The organism is Spiroplasma endosymbiont of Poecilobothrus nobilitatus, assembly GCF_964030655.1.
Classification (GTDB): domain Bacteria; phylum Bacillota_I; class Bacilli_A; order Mycoplasmatales; family Mycoplasmataceae; genus Spiroplasma.
In genome coordinates this window covers 149,064-169,118 of the sequence record NZ_OZ034915.1, presented here as the reverse complement: position 1 = coordinate 169,118, position 20,055 = coordinate 149,064, and the positions used below count along the sequence as shown (strand labels likewise).

The 20,055-nt window shown below is 24.8% G+C and carries 25 protein-coding genes and 1 pseudogene; 17 read left to right on the top strand and 9 right to left on the bottom strand.

The genetic code is table 4. The features are described 5' to 3' along the window. Positions 1 to 321 precede the first annotated feature (321 nt). Positions 322 to 492, top strand: coding sequence for a hypothetical protein (locus tag AAHM76_RS01050; RefSeq protein WP_342256290.1), 171 nt, complete (start codon positions 322 to 324; stop codon positions 490 to 492). Between the two features lie 567 nt (positions 493 to 1,059). Further along, a protein-coding gene (locus AAHM76_RS01045) for an IS3 family transposase (protein WP_342256289.1) occupies positions 1,060 to 2,171 on the top strand; the annotation gives its coding sequence in 2 pieces (ribosomal slippage) (positions 1,060 to 1,303 and positions 1,303 to 2,171; 1,113 coding nt in all). Here the strand turns inward: AAHM76_RS01045 and AAHM76_RS01040 are convergent. Both AAHM76_RS01040 and rnjA read right to left on the bottom strand, forming a co-directional pair. Next, a complete protein-coding gene (locus tag AAHM76_RS01040; RefSeq protein ID WP_342256288.1) occupies positions 2,164 to 2,391 on the bottom strand; it encodes a transposase in 228 nt (75 codons plus the stop codon). The genes AAHM76_RS01045 and AAHM76_RS01040 overlap by 8 nt on opposite strands. Positions 2,392 to 2,485: 94 nt before the next feature. Further along, positions 2,486 to 4,246, bottom strand: coding sequence for a ribonuclease J1 (rnjA, locus tag AAHM76_RS01035; RefSeq protein ID WP_342256287.1), 1,761 nt, complete (start codon positions 4,244 to 4,246; stop codon positions 2,486 to 2,488). A 391-nt stretch (positions 4,247 to 4,637) separates the two neighbouring features. On the opposite strand from rnjA, the pseudogene AAHM76_RS08265 reads away from it, so the two are divergent. The 13 genes and pseudogenes from AAHM76_RS08265 to AAHM76_RS00975 form a co-directional block, all read left to right on the top strand. After that, positions 4,638 to 4,709 (top strand): annotated as a pseudogene (locus AAHM76_RS08265) (hypothetical protein); the annotation flags it as partial. Between the two features lie 102 nt (positions 4,710 to 4,811). After that, positions 4,812 to 5,150 (top strand): hypothetical protein, encoded by a 339-nt coding sequence (locus AAHM76_RS01030; protein ID WP_342256286.1) that lies wholly within the window; start codon positions 4,812 to 4,814, stop codon positions 5,148 to 5,150. A 218-nt stretch (positions 5,151 to 5,368) separates the two neighbouring features. Further along, positions 5,369 to 5,608, top strand: a complete 240-nt coding sequence (locus AAHM76_RS01025) for a hypothetical protein (RefSeq protein ID WP_342256285.1) — start codon at positions 5,369 to 5,371, stop codon at positions 5,606 to 5,608. A 483-nt stretch (positions 5,609 to 6,091) separates the two neighbouring features. Beyond that, on the top strand, positions 6,092 to 6,376 hold the full coding sequence (locus AAHM76_RS01020; protein WP_342256284.1) for a hypothetical protein: 285 nt from the start codon (positions 6,092 to 6,094) through the stop codon (positions 6,374 to 6,376). Between the two features lie 9 nt (positions 6,377 to 6,385). Then, the gene (locus AAHM76_RS01015) at positions 6,386 to 6,553 is read left to right on the top strand and encodes a hypothetical protein (RefSeq protein ID WP_342256283.1); all 168 of its coding nucleotides are present in this window, start codon (positions 6,386 to 6,388) and stop codon (positions 6,551 to 6,553) included. Between the two features lie 13 nt (positions 6,554 to 6,566). Beyond that, entirely contained in the window at positions 6,567 to 6,782 is a 216-nt protein-coding gene (locus AAHM76_RS01010) for a hypothetical protein (RefSeq protein WP_342256282.1), read from the top strand. Next, on the top strand, positions 6,761 to 7,015 hold the full coding sequence (locus AAHM76_RS01005; RefSeq protein ID WP_342256281.1) for a hypothetical protein: 255 nt from the start codon (positions 6,761 to 6,763) through the stop codon (positions 7,013 to 7,015). Before AAHM76_RS01010 ends, AAHM76_RS01005 begins: the two co-directional genes overlap by 22 nt. Next, positions 7,008 to 7,172: a hypothetical protein gene (locus tag AAHM76_RS01000; protein ID WP_342256280.1), complete on the top strand. Its 165-nt coding sequence runs from the start codon at positions 7,008 to 7,010 to the stop codon at positions 7,170 to 7,172. The genes AAHM76_RS01005 and AAHM76_RS01000 overlap by 8 nt, the downstream gene beginning before the upstream one ends. A 1-nt stretch (position 7,173) precedes the next feature. Next, entirely contained in the window at positions 7,174 to 7,311 is a 138-nt protein-coding gene (locus tag AAHM76_RS00995) for a hypothetical protein (RefSeq protein ID WP_342256279.1), read from the top strand. A gap of 2 nt (positions 7,312 to 7,313) precedes the next feature. Continuing rightward, positions 7,314 to 8,015, top strand: coding sequence for a hypothetical protein (locus AAHM76_RS00990; RefSeq protein ID WP_342256278.1), 702 nt, complete (start codon positions 7,314 to 7,316; stop codon positions 8,013 to 8,015). A gap of 1 nt (position 8,016) precedes the next feature. Beyond that, positions 8,017 to 8,922 (top strand): recombinase RecT, encoded by a 906-nt coding sequence (locus tag AAHM76_RS00985; RefSeq protein ID WP_342256277.1) that lies wholly within the window; start codon positions 8,017 to 8,019, stop codon positions 8,920 to 8,922. Further along, positions 8,916 to 9,401 carry a hypothetical protein gene (locus AAHM76_RS00980; RefSeq protein WP_342256276.1) on the top strand — a complete coding sequence of 162 codons (486 nt, stop codon included), beginning with the start codon at positions 8,916 to 8,918 and terminating at the stop codon, positions 9,399 to 9,401. The genes AAHM76_RS00985 and AAHM76_RS00980 overlap by 7 nt, the downstream gene beginning before the upstream one ends. 4 nt (positions 9,402 to 9,405) lie before the next feature. Beyond that, positions 9,406 to 9,576 carry a hypothetical protein gene (locus tag AAHM76_RS00975; RefSeq protein ID WP_342256275.1) on the top strand — a complete coding sequence of 57 codons (171 nt, stop codon included), beginning with the start codon at positions 9,406 to 9,408 and terminating at the stop codon, positions 9,574 to 9,576. Positions 9,577 to 9,607: 31 nt separating this feature from the next. On the opposite strand, the gene AAHM76_RS00970 is transcribed toward AAHM76_RS00975, so the two are convergent. The 6 genes from AAHM76_RS00970 to AAHM76_RS00945 form a co-directional block, all read right to left on the bottom strand. Beyond that, positions 9,608 to 9,895, bottom strand: coding sequence for a hypothetical protein (locus AAHM76_RS00970; RefSeq protein WP_040094354.1), 288 nt, complete (start codon positions 9,893 to 9,895; stop codon positions 9,608 to 9,610). A 120-nt stretch (positions 9,896 to 10,015) separates the two neighbouring features. Next, on the bottom strand, positions 10,016 to 10,597 hold the full coding sequence (locus tag AAHM76_RS00965; RefSeq protein ID WP_342256274.1) for a hypothetical protein: 582 nt from the start codon (positions 10,595 to 10,597) through the stop codon (positions 10,016 to 10,018). Beyond that, the gene (locus tag AAHM76_RS00960; RefSeq protein WP_342256273.1) at positions 10,584 to 12,095 is read right to left on the bottom strand and encodes a hypothetical protein; all 1,512 of its coding nucleotides are present in this window, start codon (positions 12,093 to 12,095) and stop codon (positions 10,584 to 10,586) included. The genes AAHM76_RS00965 and AAHM76_RS00960 overlap by 14 nt, the downstream gene beginning before the upstream one ends. After that, positions 12,085 to 13,023 carry a hypothetical protein gene (locus AAHM76_RS00955; protein WP_342256272.1) on the bottom strand — a complete coding sequence of 313 codons (939 nt, stop codon included), beginning with the start codon at positions 13,021 to 13,023 and terminating at the stop codon, positions 12,085 to 12,087. The genes AAHM76_RS00960 and AAHM76_RS00955 overlap by 11 nt, the downstream gene beginning before the upstream one ends. A gap of 6 nt (positions 13,024 to 13,029) precedes the next feature. Continuing rightward, entirely contained in the window at positions 13,030 to 14,400 is a 1,371-nt protein-coding gene (locus tag AAHM76_RS00950; RefSeq protein ID WP_342256271.1) for a hypothetical protein, read from the bottom strand. Positions 14,401 to 14,415: 15 nt separating this feature from the next. Next, a complete protein-coding gene (locus tag AAHM76_RS00945) occupies positions 14,416 to 14,877 on the bottom strand; it encodes a hypothetical protein (RefSeq protein ID WP_342256270.1) in 462 nt (153 codons plus the stop codon). A 305-nt stretch (positions 14,878 to 15,182) separates the two neighbouring features. Here AAHM76_RS00945 and AAHM76_RS00940 point away from each other — a divergent pair, with 305 nt between their 5' ends. Both AAHM76_RS00940 and AAHM76_RS00935 read left to right on the top strand, forming a co-directional pair. Beyond that, complete coding sequence (locus AAHM76_RS00940) at positions 15,183 to 16,229, top strand: hypothetical protein (protein WP_342256269.1); 1,047 nt, start codon at positions 15,183 to 15,185, stop codon at positions 16,227 to 16,229. A gap of 84 nt (positions 16,230 to 16,313) precedes the next feature. Beyond that, positions 16,314 to 16,721, top strand: coding sequence for a lipoprotein (locus AAHM76_RS00935; protein ID WP_342256268.1), 408 nt, complete (start codon positions 16,314 to 16,316; stop codon positions 16,719 to 16,721). 85 nt (positions 16,722 to 16,806) lie between these two features. On the opposite strand, the gene AAHM76_RS00930 is transcribed toward AAHM76_RS00935, so the two are convergent. Continuing rightward, a complete protein-coding gene (locus AAHM76_RS00930; RefSeq protein WP_342256267.1) occupies positions 16,807 to 20,055 on the bottom strand; it encodes a hypothetical protein in 3,249 nt (1,082 codons plus the stop codon).

Below are 20,055 nucleotides of genomic sequence, written 5' to 3'. Positions count from 1 at the left end.
TTTGATACTTACACAATATCAAAAGATTTTATTGATAATTTAAAAGATAGTTCATTAAACAATTTATTAGTGCAACAAGAGATTAGAAAAAAACAAGTTTTTAAAGCAAGTGAAATAACTGGCGTTCCAGTTGTTAAAACTTTAAAAAAGATGATAACCCATATTTTAATATTGTTTCTGAATTAGAACAAAAAGGAGTGATATAAAAATGCCAAAAGAAAATTTGTTTAAATCTAATCTTAATTTAAACAAATCAGAAAAATTAGCAGAAAGTTTATTGGGCGTTAGAGAAAATATAAAAAAATTAACTCTGAAAATATTATGAAAACCATCAATAAAGAATTACAATTAAAACCTCAACAACCAAAACTTAATAAAAAATATCTTAACCTATCTATTCGGCCAGATAAAATAAATAAAATTAAACAACTAGCTAGTGAATATAATATGTCAGTTTCGGCGTTATTAGAACAAATTATCGACCAATTATAAATTATGTTATAATTTGTTTACCAAGATATTGAATATCTTTGGTATTAGTTAAAGTCCCTATACTACTAAATATAAACTGTATCAAATATCAATCTTCTCTTTTAAAAAAATTGCTTTTGAATAAAGCAATTGATATAATATAAATGTAAAATTTAAAATAAATAAAATTTTGGTGATACTAAGTTATTGATTAGATAACTTAGTATCGTGGAAACGCTAGTGTTTCCACAGATAATTTTAACATATTTTACTGGGGCACTTTTTTTGATACCATTATTAAATATGTTAAAAATTGTGTTGTGGGAATAGTGCGGTTGTGCTATAGAGTGCACCCATTTTAGTAAGTACTAATAAAAAGTATTTACTATTTTTTTAATTATATCTTTTTCTTTACGATTTGAATATCATGTATTTCATTTTATAACATCTTGTATATATTCTTCATGTGAATTATATATTTTATTATGGATTGTATCTTTCTTAAGTTGGATAGGCTACAATTATTAGGGCCATAATTATATAGACTTCAAAATTAGATAAAATTATTAAGAAAGAAGGAATATAAAAATGGGAAATAAAACTTCATACTCTGAAGAATTTAAAAAACAAATTGTCATGCTATATAAAAATGGTAAAAGTGTTATTAATCTAGGGCAAGAATATAATTTACCAAAACCAACTATTTATAGTTGAGTTAAAAATTATAATAATTCTGGTTCATTTAAAGCAAAAGACAATCGCACACTAGAAGAAAATGAAATAATAACTTTACGAAAAGAACTTAAAGACTTGAAAATGGAAAATGACATTTTAAAGCAAGCCGCACTGATAATGGCCAAAAAATAACAATAATTAATAACAACAAAACAAAATATTCAGTAAGAAAAATATGTAAGATTTTGGGTTTATCAAAATTAACGTATTATTATCAAACTAATAAATGTATTAACAAGCAAGTTAATAATTATGAACAAGAAATTATCAGTGCCTTTAATAAAAGTCGCAAAATTTATGGGGCTCGCAAAATTAAAGTTATTTTAAACAGAAAAGATATCATCTTATCGCGGCGAAAAATCAGATTCTTTATGATCAAAAATAATTTGGTTTCTAAATACACCAAATTAAAATATCATAATCATAAAACAACAGTCAATAATGACCAAATTAATAATATTTTAAATCGTCAATTTAATAACAAAAAACCTAATGAAGTTATTGTTAGTGATTTAACATATGTTCAAGTTGGCGCTAAATGACATTATATTTGTTTATTAATTGACTTGTTTAATCGTGAAATAATTGGTTATAGTGCTGGGCCGAATAAAACAGCCGAACTGGCCCAACAAGCTTTTCATAAAATAACACGACCATTAAATCAAATAACTCTATTTCATACTGATCGTGGTAATGAGTTTAAAAATAAAATCATTGATGAAATTTTAATAACTTTTAATATTAAAAGATCATTAAGCAATAAAGGCTGCCCTTATGATAATGCTGTGGCTGAAACAACTTACAAAACTTTTAAAACTGAATTTATTAAGGGTAAAAAATTTAAAAATTTAACACAATTAAAATACGAACTTTTTGATTTTGTGCATTGATATAACAATATTCGAATTCATGGCAGTTTAAATTATTTATCTCCAGTTACTTTTAGAAAACAAATGTTTATATAAAAAGTGTCCTAAAAAGTGTTGCCATTCCAAAAGAAATTTTAGGTCCTTTAGGATTGTTTAATTTTCCTTTTTTATGATTTGTTCATCAAGATTCTACTGTATTTGCATTTATATTATATTGTTTTGCTACTATTCAACAACTTTTTTGTTTAATTTCCTCAATGATTTTTGTTCTAAATTCTGATGTATATTTGTTATATTTTTGTCCTTTTTTTGCCATATAAAAATGCACCCCCTATAAAAATTTAACAAAATCTTTTTTTATTTTACTTGCTTTTTGGGGTGCAGTCTTGTGAGTTTTTTTACATATTCTTTTATTTTTTATTTAAAATTACTGGAATAATCAATGGATTACGACGTTTATAACGGTAAATGAAAGGAGATAATGATTGCTTAATAGCATTTTTAAGAGCACCAAAAGTTGGTTTTTGGGTTTTTAAAACTTCATTAACTGCTTCGGTTGCTAAACGGATTGATTCATTAATAATATTTCCAGATTCTTTAACATAGAAACTTCCTCTTGAAATAATGCGTGGTGGTGTTAGTAATTGATTATTTTGTGAATCAATTGAAATAACAACAGCAATTAACCCATCTTTTGATAAAATTTCACGGTCACGAACAACAGCGGTTGTTTGCCCTGATAAATCTTTTCCATCAACATAAACAGCTTCAGCTTCAATTCTTTTACCAATTGCTGCCGTTCCATTTAATAGTTCAATTTGATCGCCATTAGCACAAATAAAGACATTATCCTTTGGGACATTGACACTAATTGCTGTTTCGCCATGTTGGCGAAGCATACGATAGTCACCATGCATTGGCATAAAGTATTTTGGCTTCAATAGGGTAAATAATAATTTTTGTTCTTCTTGTGAAGCATGACCAGACGTATGAATTTGATTTAAAGGACTATTTTCTTGCACAATAGCACCAGCACGAACTAGTTTATTAATAACTCGTTCAACATCAGCTTGATTACCGGGAATTGGTGATGATGAAAAAATAACAGTATCACCAGGAATAATAGAAATATGTTGATGTTGATTATTTGCAATTCGGGATAATGCCGCCATTGGTTCACCTTGGCTTCCAGTACAAATAATTAATATTTCATTATCTTTATAGTTTTTAGCATCATTAGCTTTAATAAATGCCTTATCAGAAATTTTTAAATGTCCCATTTGACGAATAATTTTAATAATGCGATCTAAACTTCGACCAAACACTAAAATTTTTCGTCCATATTTATTTGCAATTTCAACAATATGTTGAATTCGATGAACATTTGAAGCAAAAGTTGAAATTAAAATTCGCCCCTTAGCTTTAACAAATAATTCACCAATATTTTTAATAATTTTTGTTTCAGTTTGAGTGTAACCCTCAACTTCAGCGTTGGTACTATCAGCCATTAATAACATGACACCTTCTTGCCCCATATTTGCCATTCGTTCAATATCAGCACGATGTCCTAATGGTGTTCAGTCAAATTTATAATCACCAGTTGAAACAAATTTTCCATTTGGAGTAACTACTGAAATTCCAAAAGCATCAGGAATACTATGGTTAACAGCAAAAAAGTTAATTTTAAAGTTTTTTGTTTTAATAACACTCATATTATCAACTTCTTTAACAATTGTTGTTTGTTCCAATTTTGCTTCTTTTAGACGATCGCGAATTAAAGCAGCTGCTAATCGTGGTGCATAAATAATTGGAATATTAACTTCCCGTAATAAATAGGGAATTCCACCAATATGATCTTCATGGCCGTGTGTAATAAATAATGCTTTTATTTTTCGTTGGTTTTCTTTTAAATAATTATAATTCGGAATAACAGCATCAACACCAAGCATTGTTGAACTTGGAAATTTAACTCCTGCATCAAGCATAATTAACTCTTCATCATGTTCAATACAATATGTATTTTTTCCAACTTCTTCTAATCCACCTAAAGCAAACACTTTTGTTGGAATTTTATTTTTAACAACATTTTTGATTGGTTGTTTTGTTACTATACTAGTTGGTTTTGTAACTATTGCTTTGTTTTTACTTGTTTCTTTCTTTTCTTCATTCATTGAAATTATCACCTCATAATTCTAAAATTAACGCACAGTTTTTTCTTTATTAAATTGGATATTATTAAAAATAAAAAAATTAATTTACTAGTATTTACTAGTATCTAGTATCTAGTATCCAATAAATTATAACATAAAGATTAGTAAGATTATCAAAAAAAACTTTTGTTTTAAAAAAAGTCTTTAATTTTGTAGAAAACTCTTGATATTTATAAAATATACCTAAAATTAGGTATATTTTTAATATAAGAGGTGAATAATTAATGGAAAAAATAATTGAAGAATTAATAAATAGTTTAACAGATGATCAATTTTTAGAATTTCATGAAAAAGTCAAAAAATAAGCAGAATTAATTAAAAAACAAAAACGCTTAAATGAAATTGATCAAAAATTAGGGATAAAGGTATTAAATGTCCTAATTGTCAATCTTTTTATTGTGTTAAAAATGGTCATAATCCTGAAGGAAAACAAAAATATTTATGCAAAAAATGTCGTGCTAGTTTTGATGCTTTTCGTGATCATTTTACGTATTGAAGTCATTTAAATTATGAACAGTGAAATTTATTGATTCAAATTTCATTATTAGGGCAATCTAGTAAAATGATTTCCCACTTTATTAAAACATCACCGAAAACCGCTTGATATAAATATAATCGCCAAAAAATAATGAAATCAAAACAATTAGAAAACACCCAATTAAAATTTAAAACGTTAAATGGCCAAATTCAAATCGATGAAACATTTATTAAAGAAATCCACAAAGGTAATTTTAAAGATAAATTTGATAAAAGAAAAATGGTCGCATGTAAAAAAGAAGGGTTTTCAAAAAAACTCAGAAATTGAATAAGAATAATAAACCATTTACTAAAATGGTTTTTTTATTTGTTAAACCAAAATTATTAATTGATTCAGAGAAAGGACAGCATCTTAAATTTTTAAAATAGAAACTTTTTATTACAACTTTTTGATACCCTCTTTAAGTTGTTTACACATTTATTAAATATCTTAGAAATCTTTACAAAGTGTACCTGTTTTTTCTCCAATTTTAAGGTGTTGTCCTTTCTCTGTTTCAGTTAATTAATTTGCTAATAAAAAAACTTAATAAAAGAAAGGAGTAAGTAATGAAAATTAATAAGCAACAACAAATTTGCGATATTGATAACTGCTATAAAGCAATATCATTCATTACCGAAGAATTTTTATCAAATAAAGTTTTATGAACTTGTGAAAAACATAAAGATTTATTAAATCGCACAAAAGATAAAAAACAAAAGCGGTTTTATAAACGCTTAGAAAATTCAAAAATTATCTTTGATTATGAAACTGGTTCTTTAAAAATTTTATTTTATAAAACAACTTAATGCAGAGTGGGACGGTTATTTTAAATAACTAAGTGTTTTTATTCCACAGGAAGCGGTCTAGCCCAGCGGTAATCAGTCCGGAAATAATAGACGCTTTAACAAGCGATAGTCGTGATAAGTGCAAGGTCAACATCGAACGACAATAAATATTGAGATGGCCACTTTATAAATAAATTTGCGATATATTTACTTCTTAGAAGTGACAGCGGTTTAAAAAACCACAAAGTCAGCATTAGGCTCTTCAAGGTGCAAGTGAATTTATTTTAAAAACTGAACGCTTTGACCTGAAATGGTGCGGATGAAGAGAGAGAATTCTCTGGCGTCAAAAAGAAAAAACAACTGTCTATTATTAAACAAACAACATACCGCCACCGCTCACCCCCAGTGAAGCGAGTGGCGTAGTAAATACTTATATAACTAATTCTCGCTTGGCACTTTCACTTGGGAGTGAGTGCCAGCGAATTAAAACTAGGAGGAATTATAATGACAGAATATAAAAGTAAATATATTAATAAAACTTGGAATGAAATAACAACATCATTTGATTGAGTTAATTGTCAACCTATTAATTGTCGTATTTCACATCATAAAAATCATTATGATTTGCAATGTTTAGAATGAGCAAAAATGTACTTAAATTTATTTAAAAATAAATGAGATGTTATGGTTTCTTATATGCAACATTACAAAATTAACGATATTTTAGATTTAGCATCAGATGGTTGAAAAATATTACAAATTGACCAAAAAATTAAAGGAATAATTTAGGAGGTAAAAATGAAAAAGTTAAATAAAACTTGTCTTAAACAAAGATATTGAGGTTATTGTTTTCATAAAGAATGTAATAATCAAGAAAACAAATTACAAGAATTAATGCTACGTGCTTATCCCGTATCATTTGAAGATATGACTGATGAACAGTGAGCATTAGGTAAAAAGAATTAGGAGAAACTAACCTATGAAATGTCAAAAAATTAATTGTAATAATAAAAATGCTTATTATGGAAATAATTATATTGAAAAAATTGGTGATAAATTAGAGTGAAATTTAGGTTATAAAAAAGAAATTATATTATGTGAAGAACATTGATTACAAACTTATCAATTAGAAAATTTAATTGTAAATAACAATTTGTTAGGAGGAATAAAAAAATGATATGTAATAAAGCCTTAAAAATTACGAATAAAGATATTATTTATGCACAAATTAATCGTAGTTATTCAGATGAATTAGAGTTAAATTTATATCTGAAATTTGGTAATGAAGAACGACATGTAGGTAATATTTCATTGCCAACAGATTTTGACTTGAATTTGAAATGATATGAAATTGATGAAGTTAAAGGTTTAATTAGTGATTATTTAGAAGATGAAGAAGCAGATTACGAGGTGATAAATTATGAATAAAAGATATTTATTAGTAATTAATACTAAATATACAACAAATACTTTATTTTTTTATACATTAGAAGAAGCAAAAATTACAGCGGAAGAAAACTCTTCTTTTAAAACAACCATTATTGATTTAGAAAATGAAAATATTAAATGACAAGGATGTGAATAATATGTGAAAAGATGAAGAAGGTAAAGTTTATACAGAAGAAGATTTATTTAATATGGCATTAGAAGAATGTCATTCAGAAGATAGTGCATATGAATATATTGATAATTTAATTGAAGAAATGGAATTAGAGGAAATTTAATTATGGTAGATTTAAAGTTAAATAATGAAGTTAAAAATATTACTTATCCGTTTTATTTAAAAGGAAATAATTTTAAAGAATTAAGTTTAAAAGCTTTAACAATTAAAAAATGAATTGATGAAAATGGGCAAGAATTAGCAGAATTTATATATCGACAACAAGCTTGATTAATAAATGGAGAATATAAATCACAATCACTAAAAGATTTAAAATTAGTAGTTTCAAAAATTGATTATGTTTTTAGAGAACCATTAGAATTAATAAAATCTTTTAAAGATGAATTAAATTTTATTAGAAAAGATATTTTAAATTTAGAAAATAATATTAAGAATAATCATGATTCTTTAAAAAATAGTGTCATTAATATTCAATTTCAAAAACAAAATGAAATTATTGAAGCTCATAAAAAAGAACAATTTTTAGAAATTAAAAGTGTAGCAAAACAAGAGCAAGAATTAAAAATTATTACTAGTAATTTTCGTAAAGATAAATTATTAATTAAAGATATTGAGGTTATTGGTATTAATGATGATTTTTTACAAAATGCTGATAAATTAGAACTGATTAATTTAATTAAAAATTATTTAATTGTTGATGAACAAATTGTTAAAAATGAAATTAAAGAACAATGAGATAGTAATAAAGATATTAATTTAATTGGGGTTAAAGGTATTAATTTTAAAATAAATAAAGGAGAAAAATAATATGGCAAATATTGTAGAATTTTTAAGAACAGATAAGGCAACTGATTGAATTAAAAGTAAATTTTCAAATGAAAATGAAATTGCAAGATTTAAAAGTAATATAGTTGCAATATCAAATAGTAATGAATTATTACAAAAGGCAGATCCAAAAACTATAATGACTGCTTGTTATCAAGGTGTTTTATTAAACTTACCTATGGAAAGGAAATTTGGGTATGCTTATGTAGTTCCATATAATACTAAAATAACAAGAATTATTAATGGTCGCGAAATCCAAGAATGAGTTAATCAAGCCCAATTTCAAATGGGTTATAAAGGTTATATTCAATTAGCACAAATAAGCGGTCAATATTTAGATATGTCAGTATCAGATGTTAGAACTGGTGAATTAGTAAATTATGATAGATTAAAAGGTACTACTTTTAATTGAATACAAGATGAAGATGAAAGAGAAAAATTACCAATTATAGGTTATGTATCTTATTTTAAAATGGTTAATGGTTTTGAAAAAACATTATATATGACAAAAGAACAAATGGAAAATCATTTTATGAAATATTCTAAAACTTATGCTAAAAATAAATCATTTTATATTGCTACTTTTGATGAAATGGCACTTAAAACAGTGTTAACTAGTTTATTGCGAAAATGAGGTATTATGTCAGTCGAATTACAACAAGCTTATAAATCAGACCAAGCAGTTATTACAACTAATGATGAAAAAATTTATATTGATAATGATAGTAATATAAACATAAATAAGAGTCAAATTAGCAACGAAAATATATCAAATAATAATTTACATGAATCAAGTGAAGAATTGACAGATAATAATGTAGTAAAAGAAGAAGATATATCAAATGTAGTACCAACAGTTAACAATGATGAGGAATGAGCGACTTGATAAAAATAGGTATTGACCCATCAGGAACTGGTACTACGGGTATTGTTATTTACAAAGATAATAAATTATTTGATAAATTTGAATTTACTAATAATTTATGAACAAAACAATTTGATTTTATAAAAGATATATTATGCAAATATTCTGATGTTTTTAGTATTGTAAACATTGAAAATTGTTTATATACAAATGCTAATGGTTCAAAAGATAGAGATGATTTATTAAGATTATTAGGTTCTATTGAAATTAAAAAGAAACATTATAGCATTATTAATTGAGTATCTAATTGAGTATCACCAAAACATACTAAATCAGTTGTTAAAAATATAGAAAATTTAAGTAAATATAATGATAGTTGTATATGAGAATATGAAAAAGATAATAATTTAACTTATGAATATGGTAAGGGTTGAAAATATAATAATGAGAAAATAAGTAATCATTTACGAGATGCCATTATTATTGCTAATTATGAGGGTTAATATTATGAAACATTCATTTAATCAAAAAACAGGAAAATATTATTCTAAATTAATTCGTAATGTTAATATTTACTTAAATGAAAATGAAGAAAAAGTTTGAAATGAATTTAATGACTTTACTTATTCACAACGAATAGAACATCTTATTAATTTTTATATAAAACACAATAAATAAAAATAAAAAATAACCTTAATTGGTTATTTTTTTAAATACTATTTGTTAGTTGTCTAATAGCATCTTTTTGTGCTTGTTTTTTATCGTTTACTTTAACTTGTTTTTTAACATTTTTAATTTGACCTGTTTTTAATGCTAATTCTGTTGCATAATCAGGTCCGCGTAAATGTTTTTCATGAGCAATAACAGCAGTTCTTAATTCTCTAATTTCTGCTTTATATTTTTTAATTTTTTTAGCAGATAAGCCTAGAATACCAAGACTACCCATTCCACCAGCACCTGCTAAAACAAGTAAAGCAATCATTAATGTTTCATTCATTTTCTTTAATTCCTTTCTTATCCTTACTCAAACAGTGGCCATCTATCCTTTCAGAACAAAATAATTTATAAATTAAACTATATAACCACCCAAAAATATCAGCCACCCCTAATATATAGTTTATTTTAAATTTAATTCTTTGTTATTTTCTTCTGTTATACCATCTAATTTGTTTCATTGTTTAGCTATTCGTGGTTGAATGACACGCGGATTAATCCGACAATCTAAACAATGTCTTAAATGGTCTTTTTTTCATTTTGATTTATCAATTCAAATAATAATTAAAGAAATTATTAAAGTAATTAAAGGTAATATTGTAAATACTAATCCCATTTTAGATATTTTTAATCGTGGTATATCAATTTTCATATCTACTTTTGGTTTACTACTAGCAACAAATATGCCTTGAATTCCATGCGTAAATAAAGGTGTTAATAAAATAGCAATTCCATTACCTCAATATTGACCATAATTATATCAATCAATTTTATTCTTAATACCATCAATCATCCCATATTCTAGCCAACCATTAATTAATAAAAATAATATTGTATAAAAACCAACAACTCAACTACGAATTTTATATTTTCTTTCTCATTCTCTAATATCTTTATGAGTTCAATTATAAGTTGGAATAGGGTCTTTTTTAAATCAATTTCAAGGTAAGGCACCCTTTAATCAAGTTGTTTTATCTTGTTTCATAATTATTTACCTCTAATCATTTTTTATTAAATAGTTCTTTAATATCATTTCTTTTATTTGAAATAATTCTTCATATTGGATGTTTTTCAATTAATTTTAATTCATTAATAGTTGTTGCACTATTTATTTTTCTTATCACTATATCATAAGAATCTAATGTTTCTTTTGGTAAATCAGTATCCATATCACGCTTATAAATAGCATGTGGTTCATCTGCCATTAATTCTCTATTATTTATTAATTTTCTTTTAATTGTTAAATCTTTAATAACAATATTATTTGTATCATTTGAAATTGAGCCATCTTGCTTAATTATTATTTTTTTATAAGAATTATCTGCTAAAAATGAAAATATTGATTTTTGTGATAATGTTTCAAAATAATATGTAACAATTTTATTAGCAGATGCATAATCTGTTATTGAAATTGATATTTTATAGTAATATTTTGTTAAATCATAATCTGGAATTTTAAATGTTAATTTTTCGTTTGCTTCTGGATAATTAATTAATTCTCAATCATTGCCACCACTAATAGATATATCACCACTCCCTAATAATGAATTACCATTAATAGTTTTAATATTTGTTCCACTTATTAATTTATCTTGTTTTAAATCAAGTATTCTGTTTATACCTTCTATTGCTGCATTAAATCCAGATATAAATAAATCTAGTTTTTTTGATGTTTTTACAATATATTTATCATTTTGTTTATCAATATAATCTTTATTTAAATCAATATCTTTAATAACATCAGTTGGAATATCTTTGCCTTGTTTTGCTTTTCATAATCCATTTTCTTCATAAATAGTATCATTATCAAACGGAACAATAAGTTTAATATATTCGTTATAATCAATTTTAGAAAAATCATTAATAGTTGGATAAGAAATATTAATACTATTATCTGTTTGTAATCGTTCTTTTAATCAAAATAATAATGTTGGATAAAAAGTTTTTTTACTAATATGTTTATATTCTTCTTCTCATGGATGAGCATAATTATCTAAACTATAATTATAAGGTCTAGATACTGTTTTACTAGATATAATATCAATTATTTCACCTGCTAATTTTAAAGCATTTTTAACATCTCTGGTAATATTTTCATTTGCTTCAGGGTCATTGGTTTGTGAATATGCTACACCACCTTGTGAAAATGAAGCACTACCAGTTAAATCATTAACTCCTTTTGGTAAATATCAATTCATAACTGCTAATAAACAAGCAGATTGAATATAACTTAATCATTTATCATATTCAATTAAACCAGTATTATCTTTTTTTACTCAGGGAAATAAATTTTTTTTATTAATTTTATCTGAAATTGTCCCCCCTGATAATCTATCCATTCATAAACTAGTTTTTAAAATAGCATTATAAATTAAATTATCATTATAAGCAGATTGTTTTCTATCATTAATAGGTTGTCAAAGTTTACTTTCTTTAACATCTTCAACTGTTATAAATAACAAATTACTTAAATTATTTTCCATATAAAACACCTCTTAATTGATTACGATATTTATTTTTTAAATTACTTGGCTTATAACTATTAACTCTTGTTTTTGTTTTCTTAATTGTTTTAATAGTTTGATTAGTTTTGTAAAACATATTTTTAACTGGTGTTTTATATAAATTCTTAATATTTTTAACATCACTTTTTCGCTCTCGATACCATTTTTTATTATTAATTTCACCAGCAAAATTAAAATTAAAATGTCCAATTTTTAAATTATTAATAAACTTTTTAATTTGATTTAATTTTTGAACTGTTGGTAATGTTAATTTAGTAGTTCCTTTTGGGTATTTTTCTTTTAATGCTTGTGGTAATCGTTTTTTAATATAATTTCTTAAATGACTAGGTAATCATTTTCTTAATCAATAACGCCAAAATAAAGTTCCTGCATTAGATACAGCATTACTTAATAATTTTCAAATTTCAACTGGAACACTAGGATAAACATAAGGTCCATAAAACTTAGGGTGTTTTGCTGTTTTTGTATATATTAAAATAGTTAAATTACCTGTTAAAGTTAACTTATTTGTAATATTAAACATACCACTATCAAGTCAACTACTATTTAAAGGCTGTCAATTAGTATTTAGATAATTTTCATTTTTAAATTGTTCTCTATTTTTAATATTATTATCTTTTTCTAATTGACTTAATATTTGTTGTATTTCTTTTTTATGACCTTTTTTAATTAAATCTACATAAGTAAATGGATTTAATCACTGATAAATATCTTCAACTTTATTTGTAATTTTATTATATTTATCAGTAATATAATTAATTGGCTTTAATACTTTATTTTTAACTTGATTAACTTTATTAATTAAATTTACAAATTTGCTTATTACTACTTTATTTTCTAAATTTCCTACTAGTAAAGTTAAAACTCGTAATATTAATAAATTCATTTTTTATTAAGAATTTTTAATTACAATATCAATAGGATTTGTTTGACCAGTAGCGTTGTTTTTACCTTCAATTTGAACTGCAACTGTTTTATCATTTGTAATATCAATCGGTCAGTCTTCACCTTTACTTTCAATAAAGTAATCATAATCATTTTCAGTTAAAGAATTATTTATTGCTTTAACTGCTTTTAAAACAACATTTTTAAATTGTGGTTTTAATTGCTCGGCTGTTGTTTGCGTTGGAGTATCAACATGAATAGTTGGTTTATCTATTCTATTAATTTTACTGATATTAATTTTACTGGGAGTTGATAATTGAATTTCATAATCAACTGGTACTCTAAATGTTTTATTAAGGTTGCTTTTAGCAGTATTAATTTCATCTTGTGTTGGTTGTTTTTCTAAAATAATCTTACATGTTTTTGGATATAAAATAGTTGGTGTTGCATATTGTACTTTACCAATTCATTTAGGGTTAGCAGTATCATTATCTAAAACTTGTTGAATAGTATCCATATTAATTGGATATGCTCATACTTGTTTATTAATAATTAAACCATTTACATTAGTAAAATTATAACCTTTATCACGATTAACTTGTCCTTTTGTATATCTTTTTTCTAAATGAAAACTTTTAGATACTGGAATTCCCATTGCAGTATTTTCATATAATTCACCATTAACCATTGCTTTTAATTGTGCTTGTGAACCAATTACTTTTAAATAAGCAGGTGTTAATCCCAAATAGGCTCTTCGTCCTAAAACCATAAACATTTTATCGGTTGGTAAACCAAAATATAAATTACTAATTTGATTTGTTAATTCAATTAAAGTTTCATTTAATGTAAAGAATGCTTTATTTGCATCATCGGCATTTTCTGCTGTATAACTACGAAATGGAATTACTTCATATTGGCCATCTGCTAAACAATAATCATAAATAGCCTGAATTAATTCACATTCTAAATTAACAAATTTATTCTGTACAACACTAGAAATAGCATCAGCAATAACACCATTTTTAATATTTTGTTCTATTAATGCTAAGTCAAAAGCTTCATTCATTAATTTTAAATTAAATCTTTTATCAATTGGAACTGGAATTCTTGTTAATCCCATTGTTTGAGTTGCTCCACCATTTGGTAATGAATAATCATCTTGTCATACCACACGATGAGTTAAATTATATAATGCTTGTCCTGCATTTGGTAATCAAGCAACTTGTTCTGCTGTTGCAGTAGCATACTGCATAATACTTGCATATTCATTATATAAAGGTCCACGCAATAAAGCATTAACCATATCAACATAGGCTTTTTGACCTGTTGTATTACCTTGTAATGTAAAAGGTGCTTGTGGCAAATTAATTGTTGCCATAATATTCACTCCTTATTATCTAAGGTTTTTAAGTGTATAATCAGTTAATTTTTTAATTTCTTCTGGAGTATATGCTCCTTTTTCTTTAATAATTTCAATTTCATCATTTTTATTTTCACTAGATTTTTGAATCATTTCTTTAATTAAATTACCAGGTGAAACTGATGGTTGTTCTTCAACAAACAAATCAGGTTTTAATTCTTTTAAAGTTTGCATTTTTTCAGATAAAGAACTACCACTAACTTTATTTAAATTAATTTTAATATCTTCAATTTTAGTAGATGGAACATCTTTAAATGCTTTTAATTCATCTAATTCATTAGATAATTTAATAAAATCTTCTTTTGATATAACATCTTCGCGTTTTTGCACACTTTCTCTAATTTGCTTTGCTTCATTATTAAACTGATTTAAGATATTATCTGCAATCTCTTTACTTAAACCTTGTTCGATTAATTGTTCTTTTGTAAGTGTCATTTTATAAACTCCTCTTTTTTTATCCTTGTCCGATTAACAAGTCAGCATAAACTCTTTTTTTGATACAAAAAGATTAAAACTTACATTAATTATATATTAATAATTTACCAATACAATACTTTATGTAAATAAATACTAAACTTAATGTATTTTGTTGCTAATTTAGACCTTAAAACGCGTAATAAGAGGTATTTAACAAGATAAAATTTTAAATAATTAGTTAATTTTGATTGCATATATATATATATACTGAAAGTAGATCTTGATAAAAAGTTTCAAGATTAAGAAAAGGAGAAATACAAGTAATGAAAAAATTACTAAGTTTATTAAGTGTATTAACAATTAGTGGAACTGCTGTACCAACAACAATTGCCGCTAGTCCTTATCAAAAATTAGAAAATAAATTAAAAAATAATGACATTAATTATTCACAAACAAATAATTTAGAGGTTTTAAATAGAAATAAAAGAAATACAGCAGAACAAGAAACAAATTATATTGCTAGTTTAAATCCAAGAATATCTCTTTTAGGTTCAGATATGCAAGAAAGAGGTGTAGTTTGATTAGATACTGTAGCCAAAAGAATAAAATTTTATGTAAGAAACCACCATGATGGCTATGATTATAGCTTTGAAACATATAAAAATATTACTATTAAAAATGAAAACGGTAATGTTATTAGAATAATTACTTTTAATCCATCTGATTTTATGAATAATGTTTTGCGTGCTCATAATTTAAAAGAAAGCTATGATGGACTTGTTTATGAAAATGGATATTCTATTGAAATAGAATCATCGCAAGCAAATACAACAAGATTTAAAAAAAATAATGATGCTAATTGGGTATGAAATAATTCAAATGGAAAACATACAGAAAAATTTATAATCATAAATGATACAATGTGAGAAATTGATGTTTACTATAAAAGAAATTTTCCTTTGTTTACTCAATGAGAAAATAATTTCAATACATGAAAAAATGAACTAAATCGACAAATTAGACAAGATATAATATATTTTACACCTTCGCAAAAAAGAACATGAAAAGAAGATAAATATTTTCAACTTCGAAGTCAAATTCACTCTTTTAATCAAAATCTTCAAATAGTTCGAAATACAATTAGAATTAACAGTTTAGAAAATAAATTTAATGAATTAAATAATAAACTTAATGATTTATCTAGTAGATTAAATCAAATTGAAAATCGTTCTCAAGCTCTAGAGAGATGTGCTGCATATTCTAATTTGGCTGCTGGTTTTTTAGATCTTATTCCTATTATTGGCCCAATGTTGTCTGGCGTTGCAGAAATTACATCTGCAAGTTGTTGAATAGCCGATATTGAATCATAGATTTTAATTTTATGTTAAGTTGGAAATAAGTTATTATTTCCATTTTTAATTAAATTATCAAACAATAAAAAGGAATTTAAAAATATGAAAAAAATATTAAGTATTATTGGAGTAATATCATTAATTGGAACAAGTACAACAAGTTTAGTAGCTTGTAATACAACAACACACTATACCAAAGAACAATTAAAAGAATTAAAAGAAAAACATAAAATAAATACTACTAACCAAGAAATCAAAGATAATTTAGAATGAATAGCACTACAAGAAAAACCATTTAATGAGGTTGATAATAAATGATATTACATAATATATAAGGATAATTCTAATAATATAAAATTATCAAAAAGAATAAATAATAATCCAGATGTTAATATTAAATTGCCCTGGTCTAATTTATGAATAAAAGTTTATCGTTGAAATGGTGAAGAACAAAATTTACCTGACTTAATTGTTGATAATGATGGTAATGTAAAAGTTAAGGGAGAATAAAAAAAGATATTTTAAAAGACTGCACCCCATTTAGTAAGTATTAATAAAAAAGGTTTATAAACTTTTATTTATTATATCTTTTTCTTTATCTTGGTTTAAATGTAATTTTAACTGGGTTATCACTTTTGTTTCTAATACCTAATACATTTGGATTAGAAACATCTATTTTTATATCTTTATCATTACCTCAATATTTAAAATATTCTTGATTTGGGAATTTTTCAATTCCAATACATGATAAGTTAACAAATAATATTTTTGAAAATCTAATTTTTAATTTTACATCATTAGTATAATATGTTTGTAAATAAGTTTCTTTAATTTTATTACTAATTAAATTATTATAATCTTCATTGGGAAGATTTGTTATTTGAAGCAAAAAATTAATACTATACTTTCTATCATTTATATAATAAGTATTTTTATAACCTTTTTCAGATAATCCATTAGTATATGCAGTAGCAAATGTTTGAATATCATTTACTTTTATATTATCAGTATATAAAGTTATTGTATTTTCAAAATTAACTTTATCTGTTTGTGAACGACCACTTTTGTATAAAGTTATATTTGCTAATGAACCACCATCATTATTACAACTATTAACCCCTCCCGATAAATTAATATTTCTATTAGGAATAAAATTTTCGATATCAGGTGGTCCACATTCAACTTGTATATTATTAAGATTACTTATTTCTATTATTTTATAAGAACTAATAAATTTATCTATACTTTGAATTGTTGGGTCAATTTGTTTTAAATCAATTTCAGTTTCATAATAACCTTCATTAAATTCATTATTAAATAAATTAATAAAATTATTATCATTTACATAACCGCTATTAGTGCATTGTGCTGGTGCGGTAATTTTAGTTTTTAGTGTTTGTACTACACGAGCAGGCATAATATCTTTTGTATAAGGTTTATAGTTATATGGAACTGGTGGTAAGACATATTCAGGGTAATTAAATGTTGGTATTTCATAGTCGTGTGGTAATAAGAAACTAGTTTTGTAATTAGTTGTCATATCGCGTAAATAATTATTTAATTTACTTTTTGTTTTTCCACGAAAACTCCATACTGATAAGCGTAAATAATCTTCTTCATTATTAGTATATGGATTATCAGCATAAAAGATAATTTCAAAATTACCTTTATATAAGGCTTGAATTGAAAACATATCAATTATATAACTACAATTTGTTCCATCTGGTGTTTGTAAGAATTCGCAATCATTATCTTTTTCACTATCACTAACTGGTGTTTGAGCATCTACTGCTTTTGTTTGTTCATTAATTAGATAAACTCGGTTAGTTTTTTCATTTAATTGTTTTAAATTATAAGTTGAATACACTAATTCACTTGTTGGTTTACCATTCTTAGTTAAAACAGTACCTTTGCATTTATCAGTTAATAAAGTTGTAAAACCTAAACTAGTAGCATTTGCTCCAAAGATAGCACCAACTTTATCATTTCCTTGTTCTCTAAATATTTCAAATGGTAAATAACCTTTACCTTTTGATTTTTCTGACCAAAATGCATCATTATAAAAACTATAAATATTAGCACTCATAAAGCCATTAAGTCATTGAAAATTAGGTCAAGTTTTTTCATCTTGATTAATTACTCAACCCCATGGAATACCAAACGAAATAAAGTTTAAGAATTTACCAACTCCACCTGGTATAGTAAATGGATTAAAAACTAATTTTTGAGTATAGTTTAAAGGTAATACTGTAATTTGGCGATTAATAAAATTATTCATATTTAAAATATCTCAAACATTACATGCACCCATTTTATTATATTCAATTTGAATGCTGCCAACTGTATTACCAAATTCATCTTTTCTTCTAAAATAAGATGAGGCTTGGGTACTAATAATGTTATTAACATTGCCACTATTTACTTTTACTTTGTCAGGTGGTGTAATAGTTCAATTTTTAGACCAATAGAATTTAGAACTATTATCTTCTGTATGAATATTTCTACCAACACTAGAATTAGTTGCTGATGTAGTAGTAGGGTCAGTTATAACAATACCCTCACTATTTTTTTGTTTTCAAAAATCATATCTACTTTCCATATCTTTTTTTCAATTTTCATAACCTGTTATCATAGTTGGTTGAATCCCTTGAATGTTATATCAACTTACTTCGGGTGAAGCATAAGTATTAATTTTATCAGGTGGAGCAGGAAACATGTTATACATTAATAAATCACGTGAATTCATTACTTTTTTATTAAATTGACCTTTAATAATTGGTCGGCCAATAACTGGCATATCAAAAAAGATCGGATTACCATAAAATTTAACTGCCATTGCTCTAACACCAGGGTCTTTTAATAAAATCTCATCTAATTCAACAATACCTTTATTTAATTTTTCATTATAAGTTATTTTAGGAAAACAATAACCTTCACCCGGGGCTGATGTTTGTATAAATTGTTTTACTGATAAACCACTATTACTAATTTTGTCATTAATACTTGAAAAAGTAATTTCTTGTCATAAAAAACTACCATCATAAGGTGAATAATAATTAATAACATTTGAGGGATATAATCATTGTCTATCTTGAGGTGCAGAATTAATATCACCACCACCAATATTTAATCCACGGTCATTAAATGCCGTATAAAAATTATAATAATCATTAATATTTAATTTATTAACATCTTCATCTAAAATTAATAAAGTATATTGTCTTTCGGTTGATTGCTGAGTAAATACTTGTTCAAATTTAGCTTCACCAAATTGAATAGAACTTCTATCATCAATCATATAAGCATCTCAATATTTACCAACTTTAACTTCTTTTGTATAGTAATTATCGGCTTTATTATCATTATTAATAAAATAACTTAATTTATATTGATTTAAATATTCTAACATTTTATTAACATCATAAATGTTTTCACCATCAATTAATTTTCAATAAACATTATTATTTTCATCTTTTAATTTTATAGCAAAAGGTGTTTCATTATTGGCTCATATAGTTGATTTAATTGGTTGTTTACTAAAATCATCAATCGTTAAGATATTAATATCTTCACCTTTATATTTTTGAACTATTTTTAAACTACCTTGTCATTGCGCAATAGTACTTTCCATATTGTCAAATATTCTTGAATAACTACCATAATCACTTGGTTTAGCATTATTAGGTTTTCAGCCTGTTTCAGTATCAGGAATATATGAACTATAAACATTAAAAGGAAATACCATTCAATGTCTATTATCTTTTATGTTTTCTCTGATATCTATTAAAGTATCGTGGGCTTGTCTTCTTAATTCTTCTATAACCCCTGGATTAATTCTACTCAT